General features: G+C 62.6%; 17 protein-coding genes and 1 riboswitch. Of the genes, 2 read left to right on the plus strand and 15 right to left on the minus strand.

What is annotated here, in order from left to right; all coding sequences use genetic code 11:
* Positions 1 to 28 precede the first annotated feature (28 nt).
* The 10 genes from ACNAOT_RS12540 to ACNAOT_RS12585 form a co-directional block, all read right to left on the minus strand.
* Positions 29 to 1273, minus strand: coding sequence for a hypothetical protein (locus tag ACNAOT_RS12540; protein ID WP_420178249.1), 1245 nt, complete (start codon positions 1271 to 1273; stop codon positions 29 to 31).
* A gap of 7 nt (positions 1274 to 1280) precedes the next feature.
* A complete protein-coding gene (gene nadD / locus ACNAOT_RS12545) occupies positions 1281 to 1901 on the minus strand; it encodes a nicotinate-nucleotide adenylyltransferase (RefSeq protein ID WP_011775039.1) in 621 nt (206 codons plus the stop codon).
* A 55-nt stretch (positions 1902 to 1956) separates the two neighbouring features.
* Positions 1957 to 2196 carry a hypothetical protein gene (locus ACNAOT_RS12550; protein ID WP_017200576.1) on the minus strand — a complete coding sequence of 80 codons (240 nt, stop codon included), beginning with the start codon at positions 2194 to 2196 and terminating at the stop codon, positions 1957 to 1959.
* An 82-nt stretch (positions 2197 to 2278) separates the two neighbouring features.
* Positions 2279 to 3640 carry a glutamate-5-semialdehyde dehydrogenase gene (locus ACNAOT_RS12555; RefSeq protein ID WP_091467946.1) on the minus strand — a complete coding sequence of 454 codons (1362 nt, stop codon included), beginning with the start codon at positions 3638 to 3640 and terminating at the stop codon, positions 2279 to 2281.
* Positions 3637 to 4818, minus strand: coding sequence for a glutamate 5-kinase (proB, locus tag ACNAOT_RS12560; protein WP_178994960.1), 1182 nt, complete (start codon positions 4816 to 4818; stop codon positions 3637 to 3639). The genes ACNAOT_RS12555 and proB overlap by 4 nt, the downstream gene beginning before the upstream one ends.
* Complete coding sequence (gene obgE / locus ACNAOT_RS12565) at positions 4808 to 6394, minus strand: GTPase ObgE (RefSeq protein WP_091467951.1); 1587 nt, start codon at positions 6392 to 6394, stop codon at positions 4808 to 4810. The genes proB and obgE overlap by 11 nt, the downstream gene beginning before the upstream one ends.
* Positions 6395 to 6548: 154 nt before the next feature.
* Positions 6549 to 6812 (minus strand): 50S ribosomal protein L27, encoded by a 264-nt coding sequence (gene rpmA, locus ACNAOT_RS12570; RefSeq protein ID WP_003803426.1) that lies wholly within the window; start codon positions 6810 to 6812, stop codon positions 6549 to 6551.
* Between the two features lie 62 nt (positions 6813 to 6874).
* Positions 6875 to 7183 (minus strand): 50S ribosomal protein L21, encoded by a 309-nt coding sequence (gene rplU, locus ACNAOT_RS12575; protein ID WP_024816904.1) that lies wholly within the window; start codon positions 7181 to 7183, stop codon positions 6875 to 6877.
* Positions 7184 to 7558: 375 nt separating this feature from the next.
* Positions 7559 to 9109 (minus strand): bifunctional hydroxymethylpyrimidine kinase/phosphomethylpyrimidine kinase, encoded by a 1551-nt coding sequence (thiD, locus tag ACNAOT_RS12580; protein ID WP_420178250.1) that lies wholly within the window; start codon positions 9107 to 9109, stop codon positions 7559 to 7561.
* Positions 9099 to 9197: riboswitch (TPP riboswitch) on the minus strand. Its footprint overlaps the gene before it by 11 nt.
* A 166-nt stretch (positions 9198 to 9363) precedes the next feature.
* On the minus strand, positions 9364 to 12582 hold the full coding sequence (locus ACNAOT_RS12585) for an Rne/Rng family ribonuclease (protein WP_420178251.1): 3219 nt from the start codon (positions 12580 to 12582) through the stop codon (positions 9364 to 9366).
* 471 nt (positions 12583 to 13053) lie between these two features.
* Between ACNAOT_RS12585 and ACNAOT_RS12590 the strand changes: the two genes are divergently transcribed.
* Positions 13054 to 13722 carry a vitamin K epoxide reductase family protein gene (locus ACNAOT_RS12590; protein WP_420178252.1) on the plus strand — a complete coding sequence of 223 codons (669 nt, stop codon included), beginning with the start codon at positions 13054 to 13056 and terminating at the stop codon, positions 13720 to 13722.
* A gap of 79 nt (positions 13723 to 13801) precedes the next feature.
* On the opposite strand, the gene ndk is transcribed toward ACNAOT_RS12590, so the two are convergent.
* The 4 genes from ndk to ileS are packed head-to-tail and all read right to left on the minus strand — an operon-like array spanning position 13802 to position 19369.
* Positions 13802 to 14221, minus strand: a complete 420-nt coding sequence (gene ndk, locus ACNAOT_RS12595; protein ID WP_014922034.1) for a nucleoside-diphosphate kinase — start codon at positions 14219 to 14221, stop codon at positions 13802 to 13804.
* 41 nt (positions 14222 to 14262) lie between these two features.
* Entirely contained in the window at positions 14263 to 14715 is a 453-nt protein-coding gene (locus tag ACNAOT_RS12600) for a DUF4233 domain-containing protein (RefSeq protein WP_420178253.1), read from the minus strand.
* A gap of 1 nt (position 14716) precedes the next feature.
* Complete coding sequence (locus tag ACNAOT_RS12605) at positions 14717 to 16078, minus strand: bifunctional folylpolyglutamate synthase/dihydrofolate synthase (protein WP_091467963.1); 1362 nt, start codon at positions 16076 to 16078, stop codon at positions 14717 to 14719.
* A 3-nt stretch (positions 16079 to 16081) separates the two neighbouring features.
* Positions 16082 to 19369, minus strand: a complete 3288-nt coding sequence (ileS, locus tag ACNAOT_RS12610; protein WP_420178254.1) for an isoleucine--tRNA ligase — start codon at positions 19367 to 19369, stop codon at positions 16082 to 16084.
* Positions 19370 to 19698: 329 nt separating this feature from the next.
* Here ileS and ACNAOT_RS12615 point away from each other — a divergent pair, with 329 nt between their 5' ends.
* Complete coding sequence (locus ACNAOT_RS12615; RefSeq protein WP_420178255.1) at positions 19699 to 20760, plus strand: endonuclease/exonuclease/phosphatase family protein; 1062 nt, start codon at positions 19699 to 19701, stop codon at positions 20758 to 20760.
* 5 nt (positions 20761 to 20765) lie between these two features.
* On the opposite strand, the gene ACNAOT_RS12620 is transcribed toward ACNAOT_RS12615, so the two are convergent.
* Positions 20766 to 21557, minus strand: a complete 792-nt coding sequence (locus ACNAOT_RS12620) for an SDR family oxidoreductase (protein WP_420178256.1) — start codon at positions 21555 to 21557, stop codon at positions 20766 to 20768.
* Positions 21558 to 21596 lie beyond the last annotated feature (39 nt).

Here is a 21596-nt window from a genome sequence, read left to right on the forward strand (position 1 = left end):
TGTTGGCGTGAGCCGTTGTTCAGCGGAATTAGCCGCTGGTGATCATGATGATGCCGACGATTAGCGCCACGATGCCCAACCCCAGGACGCCGAATTGCAGCAGCCTGTTCCGTTGCGCCCGGGCCAAACCGGCGGTGTTGGCATCCAGGGGGTCAAGGCCATACGCGGCGCTGGCCGAAACCGGTGGGCGCTGGGTCTCTTGGCTGGGCTCCGCGGCGGCGACAGGACGTTTCCCGACCGACTTCGCGACTGCTTCTGCGCGGGCAAGAACGCCGGCACGGCCGCGTGCTGCCGGCTTTTTTCCCTGGGCTTGTTCTGCGTCGAGCTTTGGCCCCGCAGAAGTGATCAGCGGTACAAAGGTGGTGCTCGGGCGCTTCATGACAGGGCGTTCGATCCCCGGCATCTTAACGAACTCCAAGGGAGTCACCATCGCCAGGTTGTTAGCCGTGGAAGGACCCACCGTAGCGGCCGGCGACTTTCCGTCAACCCCGGAACCCGACGCATTCTTGGCGGGTTCCGACGTGTTTTTGGCGGATTCTCCCTGCGTCTTCTCGGCAAGCTTCTGCTTAGCGGCGGCGCGCTTGTTCAGGACGGCAGCACGCTCGGCAAGGGCGATCTGCTGGGCCAGGACCTCAGGATCTACAGCCAAAGGGTCCTGTTCGGCAATGTGTTCCAGCTTGGACGTCTGGTTTTCCACCTGCGCGGCGATCAGCTGCCGAACCGCAAGCGCCTGCTCCACGGACATTTCGGACTCAGCAGGAGCCTTGCCGCTTCCCGCACCACCCGTTGTGGCCTTGGGAGCTCCTTGGGTCTTCTCGTTGGGAGCTTTGCTGGCAGGCTCCGGCTTGGAAGAATCCGGTTTGGAAGACTTGGCACCCCCCGACTGACCCGTGTCCTTTGCCGCTGGGGCGGGAACAATGGGATTCATTGAGGTAGCAACTTCGGCCTGAAGTTGCTGGAGGCGCAACTGGCGACGAGTAGGCGGTCCCCCGCCGGAGAGCTGCTCCTCTTTGTCCGCCAGCTCCTTGATGGTGCGCAAAGCGGCACGATCCCGGGCACGGATCTGCGATGACCGTTCCTGGGCTGCCGGTCCCACTGCGTCCACAGGGACGTCGGCGGCACGACGATTGCGGCCGTTCGGGCGATCGGATTGAGGAAGGTTTTCCACGTCCGCAGGCGCGGACGTATCCACTTGCTCAGCCTCGGGGTTTTCCTCCCGGGCACGTCGAAGCTCGCGCCTGCTACGGATGGGTCGCTGGTCCTGGCTGCTCATTCAAAACTCATTCAGTACGTGCTTGGTCGTCTGATCCGGACAGTGCTGGTGTCAGATCCGCTGCGTTCGCCGGCGCCGCATACAGTCCATATTTTGCGATGTACTGCACAACTCCATCAGGCACGAGGTACCAGACAGGGTTTCCGGCCCCAACGCGGGTCCGGCAATCCGTGGAGGAGATGGCCATGGCGGGAACTTCCAACAGGCTGACGTCGTCCCTGCCCATGTCGTGCAGTTCATGGCCGGGACGGGTCACGCCGACGAAATGGGCCAAGGACCACAATTCGTCAACGTCCTTCCACGAAAGGATCTGCGCCAAGGCATCTGCACCCGTGATGAAGAACAGGTCAGCGTCAGGACGCTCTGCACGGAGATCGCGGAGGGTGTCGATAGTGAACGTCGGCCCCGGCCGATCAACATCCACACGGCTTACTGTGAACCTTGGATTGGAGGCCGTGGCGATGACGGTCATCAGGTAGCGGTGTTCAGGCCTGCTGACCAGCTTGTGTGACTTCTGCCAAGGCTGGCCGGTGGGCACGAAAACCACTTCGTCAAGGCCGAACTTGGCTGCGACTTCGCTGGCAGCCACAAGGTGGCCGTGATGAATGGGATCAAATGTTCCACCCATCACGCCCAGCCGGAGCCTGCGCCCCGCCTCCCCACGCGGTGTTGCGGCGATAATGTTAGTGGCCTTGGCCGTGGGTGTGCTTGTTCGGGTGCTGGCGGTGCGGATCGGCGTGCTCTTCAACGGCCTCGTGACGGTTGCCGAGGTTGGTGTAGGAGAGGGTAACGAACAGGAGAACCAGCATGAGGGCGAACATCACGACGCCGAAAACCCACGGCTCGGCCCACAGTGGAGCGAGTTCCTCGTGGCCGCCTTCAGTTTGGGCGGCAATGGACGTGGCGATCTGCTGAAACAGCATCTTCTCCCCTATTGGTTCTCAAAGGATTTTCGACGGCGGGACTCCCCACCGTTCCGGACTTCTGTTCTATGTTACCGCGTTGCTAGGCGCGGATCTGGCCCTCGCCCTGGACGATCCACTTGGTGGTGGTCAGCTCCGTGAGGCCCATGGGACCCCGGGCGTGCAACTTCTGGGTGGAAATACCCACTTCGGCTCCGAGGCCGAGCTCCCCTCCGTCAGTGAACCGGGTGGAGGCATTGACGATCACGGCAGCAGAATCAATGTCCGCAATGAACTTCTCAGCGTTGGCTAGGTTATTGGTGAGGATCGCTTCCGTGTGACCGGTGGTCCAGGTGCGGATGTGGTTGACCGCTTCATCCAGGCTGTCCACCATGGCAACCGCGAGATCAAGGTCCATGTATTCGGTGGCCCAATCGTCATCGTCGGCGGGAACGGTTTCAACGTCCTTGCCCAAGGCAGAAGCGATCCGCTCATCAACGTGGAGGGTGACGCCGGCTGAACGCAGTGCTTTGGCAACTGCAGGCAGCACAGTGGCGCCCGAGTGCACCAGCAGGGTTTCAACGGTGTTGCAGACGCTGGGGCGTTGCGTTTTGGCGTTGAGGAGGATTTCCACGGCCATCTCTTCATTCGCGGACTCGTCAATGAAGATATGGACATTGCCTTCGCCGGTTTCGATGACGGGTACAGCGGAGTTGGTCACAACAGTCTGGATGAGATCCCGTCCACCGCGGGGAATCAGGACATCCACCCGGCCGCGGGCGCGCATCAGTACGTTGGCTCCTTCGCGACCATACTGGTCCACAGTCTGCACGGCATCCGCGGGCAGGCCGACGGAATCCAGCGCTTCGCGAAGGATCTGAACCAGTGCCTCGTTGGTGTTCGCAGCGGCGGAACCTCCCCTGAGGATTACTGCGTTCCCGCTTTTCAATGCCAGGCCTGCGATATCCACCGTAACGTTCGGACGGGCCTCATAAATGGCAGCGACAACACCCATGGGGACGTTCACTTGGCGCAAGCGCAGTCCATTGGGCAGCGTTTGTCCACGGACCACGTTTCCCACGGGATCGGGCAAGCCAGCCAGGTTCTCCAAGGCAGCGACCAAACCGTCGATGCGGGCAGGAGTCAGGGTCAAACGGTCCAGCAAAGCCGCTGACGTACCGTTGGCACGGCCCAGGGCTACATCCTTGGCGTTGGCCTCCAGCACGCGCTTCCGGTTCTCCACCAAGGCAGTTCCGATGGCACGCAACGCGCGGTCCTTCCATGCACGGTTGGCCTGTCCCATGCGGCGTGCAGCTTTACGGGAACGGTCCGCGATGGCGTGAACAGCTGCCTGGACATCTTCCGGTGACAACGGGACGCCTGCCGCAGGGTTCTCCGGCGTCTGGCCGGTGGTACCGGATACGTCGGAGATCACAGGGGCGTCAGGGGTCAGCGCTTCAGTCATGCTCCAAGTTTAGATGAGCGCGACGCCCTCAGGAGCACCAGATCGTCAACATGAACAACTTCGCGGTCATAGCCGCGACCCATGGCCTGGCCGAGCTCCTGCGTTGTACGGCCCAACATGCGCGGGAGTTCCTCCGAAGAGTAGTTCACCAGGCCGCGTGCCACCACGGTTCCGTCATGGGCAACCATCTCAACGGGATCTCCTGCTTCGAAATCACCGCTAATGTCCGAAATGCCTGCGGGAAGGAGTGACCTGTGCCGGTCGCGCACGGCCTTCACGGCGCCGTCGTCGAGTATTAAACGGCCGTGAACGGTGGCCAGGTGTGCCAGCCAGAGGAGTCGGACCGGCTTGCGATTGCCGTTAACGGCAAACCACGTTCCAACGTCCTCGCCAGCCAAAGCCGCCGCAGCATTGGCCGTGGACGTGACCAGGGCATGTATACCCGAACCGGCAGCGATGGACGCTGCTTCCACCTTGGTCATCATGCCGCCGGTTCCGACGCCGGCTTTGCCCGCCTTGCCTATGGTCACGTCCTCGAGGTCCTGCGGACCACGGACCAGAGGAATACGCTGGGCGCCCTGGGACGGCGGGCCGTCGTAGAGGGCGTCGACGTCGGACAGCAGCACGAGCGCATCGGCGCGAACCAAGTGGGCCACCAAGGCAGCGAGACGATCGTTGTCACCGAAACGGATTTCATGCGTGGCCACGGTGTCGTTCTCATTAACTACCGGAACGACACCAAGGTTTAGCAGCCTGTCCAATGCCCGGAAGGCATTAGTGTGCTGCGTCCGGCGCATCAGGTCATCGGCGGTCAACAGGACCTGGCTGACTGTTACACCGTGGGCGCTGAAAGCCTGGGTATACCGTGCCATCAGGAGTCCCTGCCCCACACTGGCGGCAGCTTGCTGCGTGGCGAGGTCCTTGGGTCGCTTGGCCAGGCCTAAAGGGGCAAGCCCGGCGGCGATGGCACCCGAGGACACCAGGATGATCTCTGTCCCCGCATTGCGCTTTTCAGCCAAGGCATTGACGAGCCCCGTGAGGGACTTTTCGGAGATGCCCCCCTTGATGCTGGTCAGTGAGGACGACCCCACTTTGACAACAATCCGCTTGGCGGTGGCAAGGGCCTGGCGCTCAAGTCCCTCAGCTATGTCCGGAGCGTCGACAGTCTTAGTCGTCATCACCGGAATCCAGGTGGCTTTCCTTCACTGCCTGGGCACGGCGGCCACTGACGGATTCAGTCCAGATGCCAGCCTTGCGTTCAGCTTCAAGCTCAGCCCTCGCGGCAGCCTTGGCTTCGCGGCGCTCGATCTGCTCGTCGCGCTTTTGTGAACGCGTGGGGCGGTCGCCGATGTCCGCGACTCGAATGTCGGTTCCGCGGGGCGTCGCCAGGAGCTCGGCGCCTGCCATCATGGTGGGCTCCCAATCGAACACCACGCCATCGTCTTCACCGATAACCACGGTGTCGCCGGGCTTGGCGCCAACCTTGAAGAGCTCGGTTTCAACACCGAGCTTGGCGAGGCGGTCGGCGAGGTAGCCAATCGCTTCCTCGTTGGTGAAGTCGGTTTGCTTGACCCAGCGCACGGGCTTTTCGCCCAGGACGCGGAACAGCGGCTCGAGGTTTTTCTCCTCGCGGCGGATCTTGAAGCCGGACTCGTTGACGGCGCGCGGCCTGAGGACGGGAGCAGTCACCTTGGGAGGCGTGGCCTGAACGGCGTCACGGGCTGCCTGGACGATCTCAGCCATGGCAAAGCCGAGCTGACGCAAACCCTCGTGGCTCGTTGCAGATACCTCAAAAACGCGGTAGCCACGCGCTTCGAGGTCAGGACGGACGAACTCGGCCATGTCCTTGCCGTCAGGAAGATCCACCTTGTTGAGGACTACCAGCTTCGGGCGCTCGTTAAGGGGCACCACTTCACCGTCAACACCGGCGTAGCTCATGTCAACTGCATACTTCTCAAGTTCGGCCTCGATGATGGCGAGGTCGGACAGGGGATCCCGGTCAGATTCAAGGGTTCCGCAATCAAGGACGTGAACCAGTGCAGCACAACGCTCTACGTGACGCAGGAAGTTGTGGCCCAGGCCCTTGCCTTCGCTGGCGCCCTCGATCAGGCCGGGAACGTCGGCGATAGTGAAGCGGACATCGCCGGCCTGCACCACGCCGAGGTTGGGAATGAGGGTAGTAAACGGGTAGTCGGCAATCTTGGGCCGGGCAGCAGACATGGCTGCAATGAGGCTCGACTTACCGGCAGAAGGGAAACCAACAAGGGCGATATCTGCGATGGACTTCAGTTCCAGGACGATATCGCTGGATTCACCTTCGATACCAAGCAGGGCAAAGCCCGGAGCCCGACGCTTCTGCGATGAAAGGGATGCGTTGCCGAGGCCGCCCTGGCCGCCGGCAGCTGCAATGTACTCAGCACCCTCGCCGACGAGGTCGGCCAGAACGTCGCCGTCCTTGGTCTTGACCACGGTGCCATCGGGCACGGGAAGAATCAGGGTTTCACCGTTCTTGCCGCCACGCCAGTCACCCATGCCGGGGCCACCGTTGGTGGCGTGGCGGTGGGGAGCGTGGTGGTAATCAAGCAGGGTTGTGGTCTGGGCGGATACGCGCAGGATGACATCGCCGCCGTTGCCGCCGTTGCCGCCGTCGGGGCCGCCGAGCGGCTTGAACTTTTCCCGCTTGACAGAGACACAGCCGTGGCCGCCGGTTCCGCCGGATACGTGCAGGACTACCCGGTCTACAAAGCTCGCCACGTGAATCTCCTCAGTTGCTGTCTTACAGCGCTTGTTGCTGTTCCCAGCGTTGTTGCAAAAACCAGTGCGCTAAAGCGCCCTAGTCGATTGTAATGCGGTTAAAAGAACGGTGGAGCGGGCCGTTTGGCCCGCTCCACCGGTTCAGAACTTGTAGTTACTCTGCAGCTGCAGCAGCAACAATGTTCACTACGCGACGGCCGCGGCGAGTACCAAACTCAACCGCACCGGCCTGCAGTGCGAACAGGGTGTCGTCGCCACCGCGACCGACGCCTGCACCGGGGTGGAAGTGGGTTCCACGCTGGCGAACGATGATCTCGCCAGCGGAAACTACCTGACCACCGAAACGCTTGACGCCCAGGTACTGAGCGTTGGAGTCACGACCGTTGCGAGTGGAACTCGCGCCTTTTTTGTGTGCCATGTGAAATGCCTGCCTCTAAATTTCTGGGGAAACTGAAAAACCTGAACAGCGGGTAACGAAAGTTACGCGATGCTGGTGATCTTGATCTTGGTCAGTTCCTGACGGTGACCCTGACGCTTCCGGTAGCCGGTCTTGTTCTTGAACTTCTGGATGACGATCTTCGGACCACGGAGGTCCTCGAGGATCTCAGCCGTGACCTTGACGTTGGCCAGTTCCGCAGCTGCGGAGGTGACCTTCTCGCCGTCAACCAGGAGCAATGCGGGCAGCTCAAGCGTGCTACCGGCTCCACCGGGGACGCGGTTCAGCGTTACGTAGTCTCCAACGGAAACTTTTTCTTGGCGGCCGCCTGCGCGGACAATCGCGTACACCACTTGGGTACTCACTTCTCTCGACGTTTATTACAAAATTTGCGTGCGGAACCTTGAACCGGAATCAGCCCTGGTTCGCGCTGTGCCTCAACGCCGTGGACTTCTGAATCGAAGTCCGCGAGTCATCCCATGAACAATTCCAAGGGGCATAACCCAAGTGTTGGCGTAAGCACCGAAGATCAAGATTACGCTAGTTTGACCTTCAGCTGCAAATGAGGCCGGGTCCGGAGGCTACCTCGTGACTTGCATCACCAGTTGTAACGGACTCTCCCGGCACCGTGCCCATACAGCCTACAGGGTTTGAGCGAGATTAACGCGATCCGGCCAGCGACGCGCGGACGTGTCGCCGCAATTGGCCTCAAGTGCGTGCCCGGAAAGCTACTCAGCGCACGTGAACGAAGCCTGGGCAAACAGCCTGGGAGCATCGAAAAACGCCGTCTCGTAGCGGCAGGACTGAGTGAAAGCATCCATCATCGCAGTCCGCTCCGTGCCAGAAGCCGCGACGGCCGCGGCAGCAGTGAAGTTGATCGCTTTCCGCGTTGCCGCCGCGAAATCCTCGTCGGCATAGGTCTTCAACCAGTCCGCATATGCGTGGTCCGCCGGCGCGCCGGCGTCTACGTATGCCGTATGAAGCTGCTGCCCCACCTCCGCGTACAACCAATAACAGGGCAGGATCGCCGCCAGCACCACGGCGTAGCTGCCGGCGGCGGATGTTGCCAGTAAATGGTCCACGTAGGACTTGGTAACCGGTCCGGTTGCCGTGGAGGCTTCGCGCGTGCTCAACCAGTTCCTGTGCAACTCCGATTCAACCTCCAGGCACTGCTGTGATGCCTTTGCCCAGAACAGTTGTTCTTCCTCCGTGGGCGCCAAGGCGCCCGCACGTGCCAGGACCCTCGAATACCCATTGAGATAGATGGCGTCCTGGGCAAGGTAGTAATTGAAGTCACGTTCCGGCAGCTCGCCGGATTGAAGTCCTTGAATAAACGGGAGCCCGTAAATCGCTTCGAGTTCGGGGACGGCTTCGTTCCACATCGCCGCAGCGAAAGCGCCCGGCGTGGATGCCTGCTGGAAGTGGTGGAAGTGGTTCACGGGCCCGTTGCCTTGACCCACGTGCAGGCTGTCAGAGGCCTGCAATGCCCCTAGCAACCACGGCTTGACTTCCCGCAATGAAACTTCCCAGTCACCGGTTCGTGCCTGGACTGTGGCCAAGGCGGAAGACAGAGAGCACCCGGTACCGTGGCTATTCCGCGTTGCAACCCGGGGACCTGCCACTTCGACCACGTCCTGGGACAGCAGCCCGCTCGTGTTCACCAGCGCGTCCGGGCACTCCGGCCCTGGCAGGTGGCCACCTTTGACCAGGACCGTGTTTCCGTACTCCGCTGCCAGCCGTTTGCCCTGGTCCAGCGCCGAAGCCCAGTCAGTTGCCTCGGGCTCCCCCAGCAACATGGCCAGTTCAGGAAGGTTCGGCGTAATGAGGTGGGCCAAAGGCAGCAGCGAGCGCAATGCCTTCTCAGCAGACTCCCGCAGCAGCCGGTCACCGCTGGTGGCCACCATCACCGGATCAAGGACCACGACGGCGGGACTCACCTCTTCGAGCCAGCCCCGGACCTGGTTGATGACGGCTGCGTCGCCGAGCATTCCGATCTTGACGGCGTCAATGGTGATGTCGGCACTAATGGCTTCCAGTTGCTGACGCAGGAAGTGCGCGGGAGGGACGTGGACGGCACTGACCTCCCTGGTGTTTTGCGCGGTGAGGGCCGTGATGGCAGCCATGCCATACCCGCCAAAAGCGGCGATGCTCTTCAGGTCCGCCTGGATTCCGGCACCACCTGAAGGGTCCGAGCCGGCAATGCTCAGAATGCGCGGGGTTGGACGGCCCGAAGCCGGAGCGTCGAGGGGGTACACCGATGAATATGATGATGCAGTCATGAGACATCCCTTCGCCGGTGCTAACCGGACAGGTTCAACGGGTTTGGATCTCAGCCTGGCCCAACGCCCGGCACCCCGTGTCAGTCCCCAAGCGTAGCCGGGAAGCAACGCGCCGCGGGAACCGGGCCACACCGACGCCCGGATGTGACTCTGAACGCAGCCTGTGCGTGGCTTGCAGAGCGGACGCAAAAGGACCCCGCGCTACCCGCCGTTTGGCAGTTAGCGCAGGGCCCTCTTCAACTTATTCGCCGCGATTAGAGCTCGGAAGCAGGAACTCCAACGCCGAGGATGATGGGCTCATCCTTTGGTGCCTTCTTGGCCGGTTCCACAGGCGCCTTGGCCTCATGGGCCGAACCCCGGGTGGCCGACGCTGTCGCCTCATGGTGTTCAACGCTGGTTTCATTGGCCGCGCCCTGGGCCCTGCTGGCGCTCCGGTTACGGCGACCACGACGACCACGCGAGGCTGAAGCAGCCTCCGGATCTTCCTCGGCAGTCCGTGCCGGAGAAGCAGCCTTCGGGGCTGAAATCGGAGCGGCTTCCTGCTCGGGTGCCGGAGCCGCACCGAGGTGCGAAAACGCTTCGGCCAGCAGATCCAGGCTCATGGCAGGCTTGGCTGCCTGCGGTTCCTCGTGGTGCTCAACGAACGGCAAGGCAACTTCTTCCCCGCCGAAGCGCAGCACGGGAGTAGATCTTGCTTCCTGGACTGCTGCTTCCCTGCTTGCAGCATCGCGGGCTGAAGTCCCTGCTTCGCCGCTGCCTGCTTCACTACTGGCGGCGGTGCCGGCTGTAGGGCTTGCGTCCGGCTCGTGCCGGCCTGCCGCCCGCGCTTCCTCCTCTGCACGGTGAACTTCGTCGTCGTGCAGGTGTGCGGCGTGCGCTGCAGCGGCAATCGTCGCCAGGGCGGCCCTGGTTGCCTCGGCTTTGGCTATCCGGGCAGGATCCTGCGGTTCAGCCGTGGTGGATGCTGCGGCCGGGGCGGACGTGGTGGTGTGGACCTGCGCGGGAGCTTCGGCAACAGCCGGTCCCCCGCCCTTGCCGCGGCGGCGTTTGCGTTCGGTCCGCGCAGCAGGCTGCTGCGCTTCCGTATGCGGGCGGTGATGTTCAGCAGCCACCACGTTGGCGCGTCGGTGCTCAACGGGCTCGTCGTGCGTGACGACACCTCGGCCAGCGCAGTGCTCGCACTGCTCACCGAAGACCTCAAGGAGGCCGGTACCCATGCGCTTGCGCGTCATCTGGACCAGGCCCAGCGACGTTACTTCGGCCACCTGGTGCTTGGTGCGGTCCCGGCCGAGGCACTCCACCATGCGGCGGAGGACGAGGTCGCGGTTGGATTCAAGGACCATGTCAATGAAGTCAATGACGATAATGCCGCCGATATCGCGCAGACGAAGCTGGCGAACAACTTCCTCGGCCGCTTCCAGGTTGTTCTTGGTGACGGTTTCTTCAAGGTTTCCGCCACTGCCGGTGAACTTGCCGGTGTTGACGTCCACCACAGTCATGGCCTCGGTGCGGTCGATGACCAACGAACCGCCGGACGGCAGGAAGACCTTCCGCTCCAGGGCCTTGTGGATCTGCTCATCAATGCGCCAGGCGGCGAAGATGTCCTGATCCTTGGTCCACTTTTCGAGGCGGCCCACCAGATCAGGGGCAACGTATGTCACGTAAGCCTCGATGGTGTCCCAGGCGTCGTCGCCGGAGACGATCAGTTTGGAGAAGTCCTCGTTGAAGACGTCACGGACCACCTTGATGGTGAGGTCAGGTTCGCCGTAGAGCAGTTCCGGAGCCAGGACCTTGGTGGACGAGGCCTGTCCTTCAATGCCTTCCCACTGCGCACGCAGACGGTTGATGTCGTGGGTGAGCTCTTCCTCCGAAGCGCCCTCGGCTGCTGTCCGAACAATGACACCGGCGTTCTCCGGCAGGCGGTCCTTCAGGATGCGCTTGAGGCGGTTGCGCTCGACGTCGGGCAGCTTGCGTGAGATGCCGGTCATGGAACCACCGGGTACGTACACCAGGTAGCGGCCCGGCAAGGAGATCTGGCTGGTAAGGCGGGCACCCTTGTGTCCCACGGGGTCCTTGGTGACCTGGACCAGGACGGAGTCGCCGGACTTCAGGGCGTTCTCGATCCGGCGCGGCTGGCCTTCAAGGTTGACTGCGTCCCAGTTGACTTCACCGGCGTACAGGACCGCGTTACGGCCCCGTCCGATGTCCACGAACGCAGCTTCCATGGACGGCAGCACGTTCTGGACCTTGCCCAAGTACACGTTGCCGATCAGGGAGTCCTGCTGGGTCTTGGACACGAAGTGCTCAGCAAGCACGCCGTCTTCCAGGACACCAATCTGTATTCTGTCGTCGCGCTGGCGGACGATCATCTGGCGGTCCACCGACTCGCGGCGGGCAAGGAACTCAGCCTCGGTGATGACCTGGCGGCGGCGTCCGGTTTCACGGGACTCGCGTCGGCGCTGCTTCTTGGCCTCCAGCCTGGTGGAGCCCTTGACGCCGGTAACGCGGTTGGAGGGTGCTGTCTCCGTGATGGGGCGCGGCGCGCGGACACGGGTGACTGTGTTGGGCGGGTCATCATCCGAGCCGCCGGTCAGTTCAAGATCCTGGTCTCCACGGCGGCGACGACGCCTGCGCCGAGACGTGACACCTTCTTCGAGGGCTTCTACTACCGGCGCTTCCTCGTCCTCGGACTCGGTGCCGTCCTCGGCCTCGTTCTCGTCCCGCTCGTTTCCACGGCGGCCACGGCGGCCGCGGCTCCTGCGACGCCGGCGACTACCTGCGTCTTCCAGCTCGCCTTCAGCGGTAGTTTCGGTTTCCTCTTCGGGCTCCTCAGCCTTCTCCTCCACCGCGGCGACGCGGGGAACTGTGGTGAGGTCCGGGGCCTGGAAGATCATGGAGGTGATGGAAACCGGCTCCATGAACAGGGAGGTGGACGCAGCAGAGGCAGCTTCTTCGGCAGCTTCCTCCGCGGCGGCTTCCGCTTCCGGGTTTTGGGCAGCAACATCGGCGGCTACCTCAGCGACCGGTACTTCCGGCTGGGAGCCTTTTTCCGGCGTCGTGGTTTCCTGCGCGGCTTCCGCGGCAACCGGTGCCTCTACGGCTTCAGTTTTGGGCTTGGTAACACGACGACGACGGACCGGCTTTTCGGGGGCCGGCTCAGCGGCCGCTTCGGGCTTGGCTTCGGCAGCTGCCGGGGCGGCAGCGGCGTCTTCGCCCACAGCAGTGGCTTCGTCGTCCAAACCGGGCAGGGTTTCGGCGGGCTCTGCCTTCTTGCGGGAACGCGTGCGACGCACTGGTGCTGCGGCGGCCTCAGGGGCGGCTTCCGAGGCGGGGGCCTCGGCCGCAGGTGCCTCTACGTCAGCGGCGACTTTGGGCGCTGCCTTGCGCCGGGTCCTGGTGGCTTTCTTGGGCGCTTCCGCAGTTTCCGCGGGAGCTGCCTCGTCATTAACGGCTACAACCTGGTCATTATCCATATGTGGCAACACTCCTGCCCCAGCGACGCCGCCACATCCGGCGCCCAGTGGAGCAAATATTGTCAAAACCCGCAGGCGTTGACAGAAGTCGGCAGTATGCCTTCCGGTTCGCACCAGCATTGGGGTGCGGCAGCCCTGGAAGGCCGGCGGCTTTATTCTGAAACCCGTTGTTCTGCTGCCACAACCAGGTGCCGTCCATTGTCATGGCGGGCCTACCGAGGATCACACGATCCGGGCATGCCCAGCTCATACTGGCGGTCTTGGGAACAAAGTCACCGGACCGGAATTCGAATGTGGATCGACTCCCGGCCATGTTCATTCTCTCACACCCCTGCACATTCCCAGGGTAGGTCGCTGTGTCGTGGAGCTCCGTGCACAAGCTGGGGCCGGCGCCCAGCCTTCGGAGTTACAATCCTCCCAAGAGCCCTTCCCGGCTTGCCGGGCCATTTGTCGAAAAGGATCACATCCGCGATGCCAAGCACCGCCAGGGAAAACCTGGCCAACAAAGCCACAAGCCATGTGGAGGACATGTCCACCCAGCAGGATTCCCTCCCCAACACGGTCCGTGACAAGCCTTTCGCGTGGCTGCTGTTGATCACCGGCGTCGTTGGCTGGCTGGCTTCCGGAATCCTGGTGCTGGAGAAACTTGAGGTCCTCAAGGATCCCAACCACGTGACAGTGTGCGATGTAAATCCGTTTGTCTCCTGCGGTGAAGTGATGCAGACACCGCAAAGCTCGGTGTTCGGCTTTCCCAACATGTTCATCGGCATCGTTGCCTTCGCTGTCATCATCACTACAGCCATGGGCATTCTTGCGGGAGCCAGGTATTCACGGGGCTACTGGCTGGGCCTGCAAACCGGTGTGACCCTTGGTTTCGCGTTCGTTGTGTGGCTATGGTCGCAGGCACTCTACGTCATTCACGTGCTGTGCCCGTTCTGCATGGTGGTGTGGGCCGCCATGATCCCCCTGTTTGTCTGGGTAACCATCCGCAACGTCACCAGCGGGGTCATCAAGGCGCCGCCGGCACTGGTCAAGCTTTTGTCCGGATCGGGATGGATCATCGTTGCCCTGCTGTACATCGCCGTGATCGCCACGATCTTCTTCTCGTTCATCCACCTCTTCGTGGCGTCCACAGCGTAGAACCACCACTCGCGAGATAACAGTTAAGGCCAATGTTCACGAAGAACATTGGCCTTAACTGTTATCTCGGCGGGGGTGTTTAGCCCTCGAACCAGATCTTGATCTCACGCTCTGCGGAGTCGACTGAATCTGAGCCGTGAACGAGGTTCTGCTGGACTGCCAGGCCCCAGTCGCGGCCGAAGTCGCCGCGGATGGTGCCCGGTGCCGCCGTCGTCGGATCCGTTGTTCCGGCCAGCGAGCGGAAGCCTTCGATCACGCGGTGGCCTTCGAAGACTGCAGCGATAACCGGTCCGCTGAGCATGAACTCAACCAGCGGCTCGTAGAACGGCTTGCCAACGTGTTCCTCGTAGTGCTGCTCCAGCAGCTCGCGGGTCGCGTTGACCTTCTTCAACTCCGCCAGGGTGTACCCCTTGGCTTCGATCCGGGCGAGGATGCTTCCACCCAGGTTGCGGGCGACGCCGTCGGGCTTGACCAGGACAAGTGTCCGTTCAATGCTCACAGTTGCTCCAATGTGGTTGTTTGGTGGTTTTCCCAGCCAGTTTACGGGGTTTGCGGGCCAGCCTGGTCACCGTGGGCTGCATCCCATTCCGCCTGCTCGCGGTCGCGCTGGGCCACCTCGCGGTCAATCCGCATACCGGCCCTGATCCCGTACCACCAGCAGATGGCAAACAGGATCCCCACAATGAACATGGTGGGCTCGGCGAAGCCCGTCAGGATCAGCACAAGCTGCAGTGCCCAGCCAACCCCGATGCCCCATGGCTTGGACAGTACGGCGCACGCCAACACCAGCACCACCGTCAGTGCGATGCCGACCCCAAGAATGATGCCGGGGTCAACTTCTCCACGCCTCAGGCCGAAGACTGCCAACGTGCCGAAGAACGCGACGAAGGCTTCAAGCAGGAGCACGGTAGACGCGAACATCACCTTGGTGGATCGGCGCTTCTTGGGCATGCCGGGCCGCCATTCACGCTGCGCCTTGGTCATTTTCGCCATGCTAGGCACTCGCCTTTCCGAGCAGGATCCTCGCCTCGGCCACCACAGTGATGGAACCCGTTACCAGGACACCGCCGGCCAGGTCATCGTTGGATTCGGCGCGCTCCACAGCCCATTCCAAGGCGTCGTCCAGCTTCTCCGCGATGTGGACGTTGTCCTCGCCGAAGCCGAGGTCGACGGCGAGTTCGGCCAGTTCCGCTGCCGGAACGGCACGCGCCGAGTTGGATTGGGTGAAGCAGAATTCCTCGGCCAGGCCACCCAGTGATTCCTTGAGGGTCTTGAGGATCTCCTCGGCGTCCTTCTCCCGAAGAACGCCAACCACAACCACCAGCTTGCTGAAGCTGAAGGCCTCCTGGATGGCTTCCGACGAGACGCGGATGCCGTCCGGGTTGTGTGCAGCATCCACCACAACTGTGGGCGCAGTGCGCACAACTTCCAGCCTGCCGGGCGAAGTCACGTTGCCAAAGGCTTCTTTGAGCACCTCGGCATCGAGCTCTTTCTCTCCCCCACCGAAGAACGCTTCCAAAGCCGCGACGGCTACGGCGGCGTTTTCGGCTTGGTGGGCACCATGCAGTGGCAGCAGCAGGTCTTCGTAGCGGCCGGCGAGACCCTGAATGGTCAGGACCTGGCCGCCCACAGCGACGCTGCGGGACTCGACACCGAATTCGACGCCCTCAAATCGGAACGGCACGTCAACTTCACGGGCTTTCTCCAACAGGACCTGCGCAGCGTCAACGGGTTGAGCTGCACTGACCAGGAAGCCGCCCGGTTTGATGATGCCGGATTTCTCGTAGGCGATGTCCTCGGTGGTGTCCCCCAGAAGATCCGTGTGGTCCAGCGAAATCGGTGTGATGACTGAGACTTGGCCATCGCCAACGTTGGTGGCATCGGTGATGCCTCCCAAGCCGACTTCCATGACGGCAACATCAACAGGCTGATCAGCGAACACCGCGAAGCCAAGAATAGTCAGGCACTCGAAGTAGGTCAGTCGCGGCTGGTCTTCGGCAACGAGCTCGCTGTCCACGATCTCCAGGTAGGGGCGAATTTCGTCCCAGATACGCACGAACGTCGCATCCGGTACAGGCTCTCCGTCAATGCTGATGCGCTCAGTCACTTTGGACAGGTGCGGGCTGGTGTAACGGCCCGTGCTCAGGCCGTGGGCACGCAGTCCGGCCTCGATCATGCGTGCCGTGGACGTTTTGCCGTTGGTGCCGGTGATGTGGATGATCGGGAAGGCCTTGTTCGGCTCCCCCAGCACATCCATCGCCCGGAACAGCGGAGCCAGGCGAGGTTCCATCTTGTTTTCCGGGGCACGGCCCAGAAGTTCGGCGTAGACACTTTCAACCGAGAATTCGTCAGTCATGGATCAGGCCCCTGCCTTTGCGACGGTGACCTGCGGTTCGTCGACACTGGCCAACAGAACCTCCAGTTCCAACGTCAGAGTTTCGGTCTTGACGAGTTCCGAGTTGGCTTCCAGGGCGTCAACCACATCCTGTGCGGCCTCCACGGAAGTGTGGATGCGGTCGCTGACGTTCAGTCCTGCGTCCTTGCGCGCCTGCTGGATGGCGCGGACCATGTCGCGGGCCAGTCCCTCGGCTGCAAGTTCAGGAGTGACCTCGGTGTTGAGGACAACGAAACCGCCGCCCGGCAGGACAGCTACTGCCGAGCTACCGCCGTCGGCCGTTTCTGCCACGACAGTTTCAAGCGTGTATTCCTGGGGCTCGAGCTCCAAGCCACCGGCCACCACCACGCCGGAGTCATTGACAGACCAATCGCCGGACTTGGATCCCTTGATGGCCTGCTGCACGTTCTTGCCAAGGCGCGGACCCGCGGCCCGGGCGTTGACCACGAGCTTCTGCTCAATGCCGAACTCCTCAGGCGAGGCAGTTGCAGCGTCCAGGAGCCGGACGGAACGCAGGTTCAGTTCATCGGCGACGACGGCGGCAAAGCCTTCCAGCGCATCTGCACCAGGTGCCACCACGGTCAACTCCTGCAACGGCAAGCGGACGCGCAGGTTTGCTGCCTTCCGGAGGCTTGAGCCGGTGGAGCAGATTTGCTGGACGCGGTCCATTGCTTCAACCAAGTGCGGGTTGGACGGGAACAGCGAAGCGTCAGGCCAGTCGGCGAGGTGAACAGAGCGGCCACCGGTCAGCCCACGCCAGATCTCTTCCGTCACCAGCGGCAGCAAGGACGCCGATACACGGCACACCGCTTCGAGCGCGGTGTAAAGCGCGTCAAAGGCGTCAACGCTTTCATCGAAGAAGCGCTGGCGGCTGCGGCGCACGTACCAGTTGGTGAGCATGTCCAGGTAGCTGCGCAGCTCATCGCAGGCACCGGAGATGTCATAGCTGTCCAGGCTTGCGGTGACATTGCGGACCAGGTCCCCGGTGTTGGCCAGGAGGTACTGGTCGAGGGTGTCGGCGTAGCCGTCGTAGCGCAGCTTCGCCTCGTAGCCCGAGCCGCCATTAGCAGCGTTGGTGTACAGCGTGAAGAAGCTGTAAACGTTCCACAGCGGCAGGATGACCTGGCGTACGCCGTCGCGGATGCCCTGCTCGGTGACCACAAGGTTGCCGCCGCGCAGGATGGGGCTGGACATGAGGAACCAGCGCATGGCGTCGGAACCGTCGCGATCCAGGACCTCGGACACGTCGGGGTAATTGCGCAGGCTCTTGGACATCTTCTGGCCGTCAGAGCCCAGCACGATGCCGTGACTGATCACATTTCGGAACGCAGGACGGTCAAACAGTGCGGTGGACAGGATGTGCAGCATGTAGAACCAGCCGCGGGTCTGTCCGATGTACTCGACGATGAAGTCCGCCGGGTTGTGGGTGTCGAACCACTCCTCGTTCTGGAACGGGTAGTGCACCTGGCCGTACGGCATGGAACCGGAGTCGAACCAGACGTCCAGGACGTCTTCGACGCGGCGCATGGTGGACTTACCCGTGGGATCGTCCGGGTTGGGACGCGTCAGTTCATCGATGAACGGCCGGTGCAGGTCTACCTGCCCCTCATTGTTCATCGGAAGACGGCCGAAGTCGGCTTCGAGATCGGCCAGGGAACCGTAGACGTCGGTGCGCGGGTATTCGGGGTCATCAGACTGCCACACGGGGATGGGCGAACCCCAATACCGGTTGCGGCTGATGGACCAGTCGCGGGCGTTATCCAGCCATTTGCCGAACTGGCCGTCCTTGACGTTGCCCGGGATCCAGTTGATCTCCTGGTTCAGCTCGGACATACGGTCCTTGAACTTGGTGACTTCCACGTACCAGGACGACACGGCACGGTAGATCAGCGGGTTCCGGCAACGCCAGCAGTGCGGGTAGCTGTGCTCGTAGCTGGCTTGGCGGACCAAGCGGCCGTCGGCACGGAGTACCTGGGTGATGGGCTTGTTGGCGTCGAAGACCTGGAGGCCGACGATCGGGGCCAGCTCGCCGTGCGCGAACAGCGGCAGGAACTTGGCGCCTTCGTCGACGGACAGGACCACGGGGATGCCGGCGTCTTCACAGACCTTCTGGTCATCCTCACCGTAGGCCGGAGCCTGGTGGACGATGCCCGTACCGTCGGTGGTGGTGACGTAGTCGGCTACGAGGAAACGCCAGGCGTTCTGGGTGCCGTACTTCTCAGCATCGGCAAAGTCGTTCCAGAGCGGTTCGTACTCAAGACCGGCCAACTCGGTGCCGGAGTGAGTGGACACGACAGCGGCAGCCGCGGCAGCAGCGTCGTCGTACCCCAGATCCTTGGCGTACGCCCCCACAAGGTCAGCTGCCAGCAGGAAACTGCCCGTGACGGGCGCTTCAGCTGAAGCGGCCTTGACGCCGTTGGGTCCGGCGGGCAGGACTGCGTAAGAGATGTCCGGCCCGACGGCGAGCGCCAGGTTGGTGGGCAACGTCCAGGGCGTGGTGGTCCAGGCGAGTGCCTGAACACCGGCGAGTGCCTTGGAGAGCTCGGACTCCCCTGCCTTGACGGGGAACGTTACAGTGACCGTTTGGTCCTGGCGGTTCTTGTAGACGTCGTCGTCCATGCGGAGTTCGTGGTTGGACAGCGGTGTCTCGTCCTTCCAGCAGTATGGGAGGACGCGGTAGCCGTTGTAGGTGAGCCCCTTCTCGTGCAGCTGTTTGAAGGCCCAGAGCACCGACTCCATGTACTCGACGTTGAGCGTCTTGTAGTCGTTCTCGAAGTCCACCCAGCGTGCCTGGCGGGTGACGTAGGCCTTCCACTCGTTGGCGTACTTCATGACCGAAGCGCGGCAGGCGTCGTTGAATTTGTCGATGCCCATGGCTTCGATCTGGGTCTTGTCCGTCATGCCCAGTTGCTTCATGGCTTCGAGCTCTGCCGGGAGGCCGTGGGTGTCCCAGCCGAAGCGGCGCTCCACGCGCTTGCCGCGCTGGGTCTGGTAGCGGCCCACAAGGTCCTTGGCGTAGCCGGTCAGGAGGTGGCCATAGTGCGGGAGTCCGTTGGCGAAGGGAGGGCCATCGTAGAAGACGAACTCGTTGCTGCCGTCCTTGCCTGCATCACGTTGGTCGATGCTGGCTTGGAAGGTGCCGTCTTCGTCCCAGTATTTGAGGATGCGCTCTTCGATTTCCGGGAACTTCACGGAAGCGGACACGCCGTGCGTGCCGGACGAAGACGCTGAGGCCTTGGGGTAGTGGGTCATCTCATATCCTGTGATAGCTGGTTGACTGTCAGGATGCGAGGACGGCTTCTGTGCTGCCTGTCGGCTGCGCAGGTACCGCGGTACCACCTCACTTACCGGAACGCGAAGTTCCGGCCTCTCATTACTGCTGTGACGGGCTTACCCGTCCGGTTCTACTGGGCGCTTGCCGCCTTTGCAGGTGGTCAGTGCTGTTCTTCCGGAAGCTCACCGGTGATGGCCGGGTCAAAGCTGCTCTTCCAAGTCTAGCGGCAGCGGAGGGCCCCGCTCTACTTGTGAGTTCATCCTGTGGATGGAGTCCGGTTCGCTGGGCGATGCATAGACTCAAGCCCATGACACACCCCGGGACTGCCGTGATGGAAACCCGCCCTGCGCCGCGCCACGCTTCTTTGGCGTGGTCGGTGATGGCGTTGCTTGCTGCGCTGCCCGTGGCTGGGGTATCGATGTTCCGCGCGATCCCCGCGGAATGGCCCTTGATCGTGGTGCAGCTGTTGTCCTTCACCCCGTGGATGGTTCTGCCGGCGGCGCTTGCCCTGGTGCTTGCCTCGGTAGGGCGGCGGCGTTGGGTCATCATCACGACGGCGGTCCTCTTGGCGGCCCAGTTGTTCTGGCTGTTCCCGTTGGACGCCGGAAAGCCGGATTCTTTGCCTGCCGGTACTGCAACAATCCCTTTGAGAGTGATGAGCCTCAACTCCGAATACGGAGAGGCGGACGCCGCCACCATCGTGAATTTGGTCCGGGACAACGGGATTCAGCTGCTGACCATCCAGGAACATACGCAGGGACTCGAGGATCGCCTAACCTCCGCGGGCATGGAGGATGTACTGCCGAACCGGGTCAGTGAACCCAATGACGACGCATCCGCCGGCGCCGTGTATTCGGTGTTCCCGCTTGAGCCCGACGGCCTCCTGCCTGACACGCCCTTCCGGATTGACGTCACGCGAGTACTCGTCTCACACCCGGAGTCCGGTGCCAAGGCCTCCTTGAACCTCAGCAACGTGCACGCCCTCCCACCGGTGGATGAGCGGATTGACCAATGGCGGAGCGACCTCGGCAAGATCGCCCGCCAAGCATCAGAATCCGGGAATCACCTGCTGATGGGTGACTACAACGCCACGTACGATCACTCCGAATTCCGGGCTTTGCTGGACACCGCGTTGGGTGGGGGGCCGCAGGCTGATACTCCGGACGGCAAAAAGCTCGTCGACGTCGGGATGGCCGCTGGTGCGCGGTTCTCCCCCACGTGGCCCATGGAAGGGCCACTGCTTCCGGGCATCGTGATCGATCACATGGTCACCTCGACAGGGATCAGCAGCAGCGACTACGCCGTCCATCGGGTTCCCGGTTCGGACCACGCGGCAATCATGGCCAGGCTGATCATTCCAGCTGGTTGAGCGTCTCAGCCTTCTTTGCGGACAAGCTTGTGGTTCGCCGCCTGGGCCACCGGGCGGATGACGATCTGGTCGAGGTTGATGTGGTGCGGCAAAGAGACTGAGTACGCCACGACGCCTGCCACGTCCTCGGCGGTCAGGGGCTTCTCCACACCGGCATAGACCTTGGCGGCTGCGTCTTTGTCACCGAGGCGGTTCAGGGCGAACTCCTCAGTCTGCACCAAGCCCGGGGCAACCTCGATGACCCGGATGTTGTTGCCCACCTCTTCCAGGCGCAGGGCATTGGTCATGGCATGCTGGGCAAACTTGGCTGCGTTGTAGCCCGCGCCGCCTTCATAGGCGGACAGCCCTGCCGTGGACGTGAGGTTGAGGACGGTTCCCTCGCCGTTGTCCCGCAGCATGGGCAGGAAGGCCCGGGTGATTTTCATGGTGCCCAGGACGTTCACCTGGTACATCCAATCCCAGTCTTCAGTGTCAGCGTTCGCGATGGTGTCCGCGCCGCGTGCCCCACCGGCGATGTTGATGAGCGTGTCGGCACCCCCGGCTTTGGTGACGGCCGCGAGCAAGGCCGAGACGTCGTCGTCGTCCGTGATGTCAGCCGGGAACGGCACGGCGCCGGTTTCGGCTCCCAAGGCGTCCAGCCTGTCCGCCCGGCGGGCCACTGCGAAGACCTTCCATCCGGTGCTAGCCAGCGCCTTCACCGTGGCCTCGCCGATGCCGGTACTCGCACCGGTTACGACTGCCGTCTTGTTGTTGTCTACATTCTGTCCGGAAGGCGTGTTGTGCGCAGCCAAAGTCATGGCACCACCTTATCGGGGGTGCAGGCTGCACGGAGGGCG

Origin of the sequence: Paenarthrobacter sp. TA1.8 (assembly GCF_048595705.1) — a bacterium.
In the GTDB taxonomy this organism is placed as follows: Bacteria; Actinomycetota; Actinomycetes; order Actinomycetales; family Micrococcaceae; genus Arthrobacter; species Arthrobacter nitroguajacolicus.